Below are 6,508 nucleotides of genomic sequence, written 5' to 3' on the forward strand. Positions count from 1 at the left end.
GCTCTCCCTAATAGAGCCCATAAGGGAAATAACGCCGGTAGATTTCTTCCAGCCGGCCGTTACGGGAAAGGGCCGCCAGCGCTTGATCGAAAGCCGGAACAAGCACGTTGTCGGGATCGACGGTCATGATGGATAGGCCTTCACCGAGAAACCTGTCGGACATGTAGGGACCGCCGTAGAGTGCGCAGCAGCCTTCGGACGCGCTTCCGGAAACCCAGAAAGGCAGACGCAGACCGTCGGCGAAAATGGCGTCTACCTTGCCTTTCTTCACCGCGTCATACATCGGTTCGTAGCCGTCGAAGCCCTCAGCCGCGGCCTTTGGAAAGAAAGCCTTCAGCATCTGTTCGTGCCGCGAGCCGGCAACCACACCCACCTTCTTTCCCGAAAGCGCATCGGCACCGGAGCCGGTGAATTTCGCCGCCTTGTTCACCGCAAGACGGGCGGGCATCAGGAGATAGGGCCGCGAGAAGGTAAAACTCTTGCGCAGGTCGGCGGTGGTGGCGAGGCCGGAAATCACAGCTTCGCCCTCGCCCAATTCCAAAGCCGCCTCCAGCTCGTCAAATGGCAGCGCCTGCACCTGGCATTTGCTTTCGACCTTCAACTGAGCGCAGATTTCACGCACCAGATCGACATGGAAACCCGCAAGCCGGCCTTCCTGATCGGTAAAATTGAAGGGCGGAAAATCGACCGACATCAGAAATCTGATGCGGGGAACGGAAGAAAGATCGCCGCCCGGAAACCGCTCCTGCGCATCGAAAAGCACCGGCATCCGGTTCCCGTCCGACAGGCCTTCTGCACGCACATCGCTAAAAAAAACAGTAAATTGTAAAGCGAAAGCTAAAGTAAATACGAAACTTATATTCCGCGTTACATTCGTCATTCTCATCTATACTATCCGTGGCAGGAAGTTGGGCGTTACCATGACGGCGGCGGCGATGCATGGATTATTTTAGGCAATATACACGAGATTCGTTTCGCATGACGCCGGCGACACGAAAAATTGCATTTTCCCACGCCAGTGAAAATCCACTCCCAACCGCTTCCGAACAGGACCAGACCGGACAGGTCCGCTTTCTCTCTTCGCTGGGATTGGGCGGACCCTATATCGAGGCATTCGAACAGCGGGCTCTGGAAAATGGCTCAACTTTGGAGGACGAATTGCTGGCAAGCGGTCTCGTCACGGCGGATGCCTATTTCGGCGCTTTCGCCAGATTCCTGCGGTTGCCGTTTCTCCCGGAAATCGGCCCGGATCGCGTGACGGACTTGAACGGGCTGGACACTCAGCTCTTCGAACCAAGGTTCCTGCGGCTAACACCGCTGAACGGCACGCCAACGCTGCTGATTGTGCCGGAACTGGCGCGGATGGCGTCGCTGAAAAACATGCTGGATCAGCGCCCGCGTCTTCTCGACGATTTTGCCGTGACAACCCCGCAGGCCATGCGCGGCGCAATCTGGAAAGCGGGCGAGACCCGTCGCTTGGCGGAAACCCAACAGCTGCTTTTCAACACGGCGCCACACCATTCCGCCAGGATCACGCTTCACGGCGAGCAGGGTTTTTGCAGCGGCGTTCTCCTTACCCTGCTTATTCTGTCGCTGGTGTTTTATACGGAAGCGGCATTTACGTATCTGCATGCCACCCTGACGATGCTTTACCTCTTGACCCTACTTTTCAGGCTGTTCGCGCTCTTCCATCTATCCATGGAAAAGGACGCCACCTTACCTCTTCGGCAGGAAAGCCAATTGCCTGTCTATACTGTTCTGGTGGCGCTTTACCGGGAGGAGGACGTCGTCGGGCAGCTCATCGGCGCATTGGAGCGTCTGGACTGGCCCAAATCCCGACTGGACATCAAGCTTGTCTGCGAGGCAGACGACGGTGCGACAATTGAGGCGATCCAGCGGATGAATCCCGGGCCGCATATAGAGGTTGTAAGGGTGCCGCCCTCCCTACCGCGCACCAAACCAAAGGCCCTGACTTACGCGCTTTCCGGCGCACGCGGCGCATTCGTTGTCATCTATGACGCCGAGGACCGGCCCCATCCGCAGCAATTGCGCGAAGCCTATAGCGCCTTCCGCAACCAACCCGACGAGCTAGCCTGCCTGCAGGCCCCGCTTATCATCAGTAATGCTTCTTTCTCCTGGCTCAGCGCGTGTTTCGCATTGGAATATTCCGCCCTCTTCCGCTGCATCTTACCTGCCCTTGCCGCACATGGCTTGCCGCTGCCGCTTGGCGGCACCTCCAATCATTTCCGGACCGCCGTGCTGCGGAAGGCTGGCGCCTGGGACCCCTATAATGTAACGGAAGACGCCGATCTCGGCCTCCGGCTGCATCGGCTGGGTTATCGTTGCGGCGTTATCCGGCGACAGACGCTGGAGGATGCGCCGACCTCACTATCCGTGTGGCTGAACCAGCGAACACGCTGGTACAAGGGCTGGCTGCAAAGCTGGCTGGTGATGACCCGTGCGCCCCTTGCGACCGCGCGCGGCATGGGATGGTTTGCCTATGTGGTCTTTCAACTGCTGATCGGAGGCATGCTTCTATCGTCGTTGGCGCACCCCCTGCTCTTCGTTTCGCTGGCATTCATAACCATCGCTCTTCGGGAAAATGGCGCCGACCTGTTGCTCTCCTGGCAGGGTCTTCTGTTTTTTATCGATGTGCTGAATATCGTCGGAAGCTACACGATCTTCGTACTGATGGGCCGCAGCAGAATGATCGCCTATGAAAGACGGCATGTCGGAAGGCGGTGGCTGGCAATGCCCGCATATTGGCTGATGCTGTCCATCGCGGCCTGGCGGGCCGTGGTGGAACTCAAGACCAAACCCTTTGCATGGAACAAGACGCCACACGCGCCAGCCGTCAAAAATACCTCATGATTCGGTATCTTCGAGAGAACCAAAACAATCGAGATACTTGTTTCGAGTAACGGCGGCTCACGGCTCCTATCACATTGCCGCTGCCAGCAAAGCCGCCTCAGGCCTTACGTTACCGCCGTCATCGATAACGCGAGCCGGTTCCTTGCCGAACAAAGCTCCTCCTTCGGCAAGGTCCTTCATTTCATCTTGAAGGTGACCGAACCGCTCTACTTGGCAACGAGCTTGTTCTTAATCAGGCCGACGATGATCTGCACGATCAGACCGCCGACACCGCCGCCAACCAGCTGGCCGGCGAGAGCGCCGATATCCACGCCACCGGCTGCCGCGTCTCCCGCCGCGCCGAGCAGCGAACCGAGCACAGTTCCGCCGCCGAGTCCGCCGATGGCGCCTGCAATCAGATTGCCGAGCGAACCAAGATCGGAGTCCTTCACTATCTTTCCGCCCGCCGTGCCACCTACCGCACCGCCGACGATCTGGGCCAATATCGAAGCAAGATCCATGTCATCCTCCTCAGTCGTTTCCCCGACCATTCGAGGAAACAAAGCCTCTTATTCATGTCTGGGCAGGTTGAACCGAACCGGCATGGCCGGCCTTCTCTTCCTCGCCGAAGATTTTCCAGATCGCGGCTCCGATGGCGCCGCCGAGGATCGGAGCGAGCCAGAACAGCCAGAGCTGCTGCAGCGCCCATCCGCCAACGAACAATGCCTGTCCCGTGGAGCGGGCCGGATTGACAGATGTGTTGGTGACCGGAATGGAAATCAGATGAATAAGGGTAAGGGCAAGACCGATGGCGATCGGCGCGAAGCCGACCGGAACCCTGCCATGTGTCGAACCCAAAATAACGATCACGAAAAACGCCGTCAGGATGACTTCGATCAGCAGCGCCGATACGAGAGAATATCCGCCCGGCGAGTGTTCGCCATAACCATTGGCGGCAAAACCGCCAATGTCAGCCCCCGCCTTGCCGGTGAAGATGACATAAAGCGCCGCAGCTGCGACGATCGCCCCCAGAACCTGCACCACGATGTAAGGCAAGAGGCTCGCCGCCGGGAATTTACCCGCAACGGTGAGGCCGACTGAAACGGCCGGATTGAAGTGACCGCCCGAAATGCCGCCTACCGCATAGGCCATGGTCAGAACCGCCAGACCGAAAGCGAAAGCGACGCCAAGGAAGCCGATGCCGAGCTCTGGAAAGGCTGCGGCAAAAACCGCACTGCCGCATCCCCCGAACACGAGCCAAAAGGTTCCCAGAAATTCCGAAAGAAGTTTGCGACTCATAACACTTCCCCTATGTTACGACCACATCAACTATTACGTGCAATTTAATTGTAGTCAAGCTAAATCGCATATTCGCTTTGTCCGCGAATGTAACGGCGGCAAGAGGCCTATTATTTGCTGGGGTGGAATTGGAGCGGGTGAAGGGAACCAAAATGATGATGTAAGCAGCTGAAAAATTGTGTATAATTTCTCTATCGAAGTCATTTTACCGTGCAATATACCGTAAATTTATTGGATGTTGCTGGACGAACCGGAGCCCGTTCGATCTTAGCGGTAGCCCTTAAAGCGGTTTTAAAAAGCAGGACACCGCACCCGGACTGCATAAAACTCCATGAATCAGATACGCTTTCCTCGTTCACCAAGATAGGCGGGATAGCATGATCGACGTTAAAGAAGTGATTGAATCTAAGGAGATGCGAGATGTCATTACGGCTCTCGATGCGCTAAAACGGCGATGGACTCCTGAGCATCAAGCAACCGACCACGTCCGCCCAACTGTCCTTGCGCTTGTCGGCAAATACAAAGCCACTGAAATCTTGCAGGTGCTGCTCGACAGCCGTGAGTATTACCCCGGCTACAAAGAGGTTCTGGCCGCAAGTTTCGGCGGCTGGCTGATTACACCTAGAGAGCGCCGGGTGCGAGAAGTTCTCATGGTGCACGCAGCTCTTGATCACATGCGTGATGCCGAATGGAAATTGGGCGACGCTGAGTTGAGCTTAGAGAGCGACATAACGGCTCGATACATTCTCACAAGCTTGGACTTTTTGATCGAGATTTATGACGGCTTGGGTGGCTATCAAGCTTTCGCACAAAATCCGTCTTTCGAGCTACTCTGGATAACATTTGAGCGGGATGAAAAATCGATAAATACCTGTGTCCTCGCCATGCGTTTTCTTCATCATGCTATTGATCGATCCAGTGCAAGAGGCCGCCCATTTCTTCCGAGCCTCAGCAAAGCAGTCCTCATGTTGGATGTGCTGAAAGATAAAAACCCTTCCTTCCCTTACAAAGAAAAATACGTCTCGCGGTCGTTGCTTCATCAACGATGGAGCCAGAACAAGCAAACATTGGCGCTGCTGTATGCGGCCTCAACAATCCGCATAAACCGAAAAACGTTGCTGCAACTCATTCTAGGTGGCTTCTTCTCTTATCAAAACCACCAGCCTTACCTCGACACTTGGATGCGCCGCACTCGCTATGTTCCCGCTCACATCTTTGGACGGATGACCGACACTGACCTCGAACGGAAGACGATGCGCCTCGTTGGCGACGGGCCAGCCACCGCTTTTGCACCTGCCAAGCTTAACGATATAGAGACTGCATCTTTCAATGAAATTTTTCAAAAGATAATCAAAGACTAAACACAAAATGATTGTCCATTTTTAGCTGCTATGTCCATGGATATGCACAGAATTTTAAATCGATGAATTTCGCGTCAATCTTTCTCCGTCTTCAAGATCGAAAGGACGAAAGACATGAAGCACATACGTTTTCAAAACGACAAACTGCACGAGCGCAGTGTACCGCCGACATTCCCGCAAACGGGATTTGTACGCCTCAACCAGATTGTTGGCCCCAGCGGCCCGCTGCCAATCAGCAAGTCAGGTTTCTGGGCAGGCGTTAAAAACGGCAAGTTTCCGAAACCGCTCAAAATCTCTCCAAGGGTCACCGTATGGAAAGCCGAGGATATCCATAACCTACTGCGTGAAATCGAGAGGGGAGGCAAATAACATGTCTACTTCTTCCTCAAAAAATCGCAGCGCAACGCCTGAAGCTAAGTTGAAGGAAAAATCGGATAATCCGAAATCGGAAGACCTATCGGTGTTTGAGATGAACAGTGCTGTTTCGAAGTTGCAATTCCGATATTTCAGTCGGGAAAGGGGCTATAGGCAAGGAGTGTGTGAGGATATTGCCACGGCTTGCGATCTTGGCTTGAAGTTGAAAAAGAACGCGAAGCTCTGGAAAGCTTTCTGCAATCGTTCGCCGAACAGCATCGGCAAGCCAAAAGAAACCGAGCAGGACGACGCTGTCCGGTGGGTTCTGAAGTACATGGTAGGCCCGGGCGAGGATGCGCAGAAAAGGGCAAGCTTCTACTTTCGCGCCGCGGGACCTTTGGTCGAAAAAGGTTTTTCGGGGAACGACCTAGCAGTCAAACTCAACAATAAGGGCCTGAAGGCACTGGCAGACAAACACGCAAACAAAAACAAGACTGCGCGTGAAGAGAAGTCCAATAAGCGCTCCAAAACGCAGGCGTTGCCTGCTAGGCGGTAAACTCATAAATTCTCTTGGCGCATTGCGTTCCGCGTGATTCAAGGCTTCCGAATTAGGAGCTATGATGACACGCCGCCGCTACGAACTC

At 54.8% G+C, this 6,508-nt stretch carries 7 protein-coding genes; 4 read left to right on the forward strand and 3 right to left on the reverse strand.

Translation table 11 applies throughout. From position 1 onward, the window contains the following. Positions 1-7: 7 nt before the first annotated feature. Positions 8-769: a transporter substrate-binding domain-containing protein gene (locus tag ACQZ48_RS21625; protein ID WP_077985426.1), complete on the reverse strand. Its 762-nt coding sequence runs from the start codon at positions 767-769 to the stop codon at positions 8-10. Positions 770-939: 170 nt separating this feature from the next. Between ACQZ48_RS21625 and ACQZ48_RS21630 the strand changes: the two genes are divergently transcribed. Further along, positions 940-2,871, forward strand: a complete 1,932-nt coding sequence (locus ACQZ48_RS21630) for a glycosyltransferase family 2 protein (RefSeq protein ID WP_448729447.1) — start codon at positions 940-942, stop codon at positions 2,869-2,871. 206 nt (positions 2,872-3,077) lie between these two features. On the opposite strand, the gene ACQZ48_RS21635 is transcribed toward ACQZ48_RS21630, so the two are convergent. After that, complete coding sequence (locus tag ACQZ48_RS21635; protein WP_162520452.1) at positions 3,078-3,371, reverse strand: hypothetical protein; 294 nt, start codon at positions 3,369-3,371, stop codon at positions 3,078-3,080. 52 nt (positions 3,372-3,423) lie between these two features. Further along, positions 3,424-4,149, reverse strand: coding sequence for an aquaporin Z (aqpZ, locus tag ACQZ48_RS21640; protein WP_191217125.1), 726 nt, complete (start codon positions 4,147-4,149; stop codon positions 3,424-3,426). 377 nt (positions 4,150-4,526) lie between these two features. Here aqpZ and ACQZ48_RS21645 point away from each other — a divergent pair, with 377 nt between their 5' ends. The 3 genes from ACQZ48_RS21645 to ACQZ48_RS21655 all read left to right on the forward strand — a co-directional run bounded on the left by ACQZ48_RS21645 (position 4,527) and on the right by ACQZ48_RS21655 (position 6,420). After that, complete coding sequence (locus tag ACQZ48_RS21645; protein ID WP_448729448.1) at positions 4,527-5,510, forward strand: hypothetical protein; 984 nt, start codon at positions 4,527-4,529, stop codon at positions 5,508-5,510. A gap of 114 nt (positions 5,511-5,624) precedes the next feature. Next, positions 5,625-5,879, forward strand: a complete 255-nt coding sequence (locus ACQZ48_RS21650; RefSeq protein ID WP_191217127.1) for a helix-turn-helix transcriptional regulator — start codon at positions 5,625-5,627, stop codon at positions 5,877-5,879. 1 nt (position 5,880) lies between these two features. Beyond that, entirely contained in the window at positions 5,881-6,420 is a 540-nt protein-coding gene (locus ACQZ48_RS21655; protein WP_448729449.1) for a hypothetical protein, read from the forward strand. Positions 6,421-6,508: the final 88 nt, after the last annotated feature.

It is taken from the genome of Agrobacterium sp. 22-209-1 (assembly GCF_053522485.1).

What these genes read in the sequence shown, in the direction of transcription:
- ACQZ48_RS21655 (WP_448729449.1), top strand. Translation starts at nt 5,881, where the DNA reads ATGTCTACTTCTTCCTCAAAAAATCGCAGCGCAACGCCTGAAGCTAAG.
- ACQZ48_RS21625 (WP_077985426.1), bottom strand. Translation starts at nt 769, where the DNA reads ATGCCGGTGCTTTTCGATGCGCAGGAGCGGTTTCCGGGCGGCGATCTT.
- ACQZ48_RS21630 (WP_448729447.1), top strand. Translation starts at nt 940, where the DNA reads ATGGATTATTTTAGGCAATATACACGAGATTCGTTTCGCATGACGCCG.
- ACQZ48_RS21645 (WP_448729448.1), top strand. Translation starts at nt 4,527, where the DNA reads ATGATCGACGTTAAAGAAGTGATTGAATCTAAGGAGATGCGAGATGTC.
- ACQZ48_RS21650 (WP_191217127.1), top strand. Translation starts at nt 5,625, where the DNA reads ATGAAGCACATACGTTTTCAAAACGACAAACTGCACGAGCGCAGTGTA.
- aqpZ (WP_191217125.1), bottom strand. Translation starts at nt 4,149, where the DNA reads ATGAGTCGCAAACTTCTTTCGGAATTTCTGGGAACCTTTTGGCTCGTG.
- ACQZ48_RS21635 (WP_162520452.1), bottom strand. Translation starts at nt 3,371, where the DNA reads ATGGATCTTGCTTCGATATTGGCCCAGATCGTCGGCGGTGCGGTAGGT.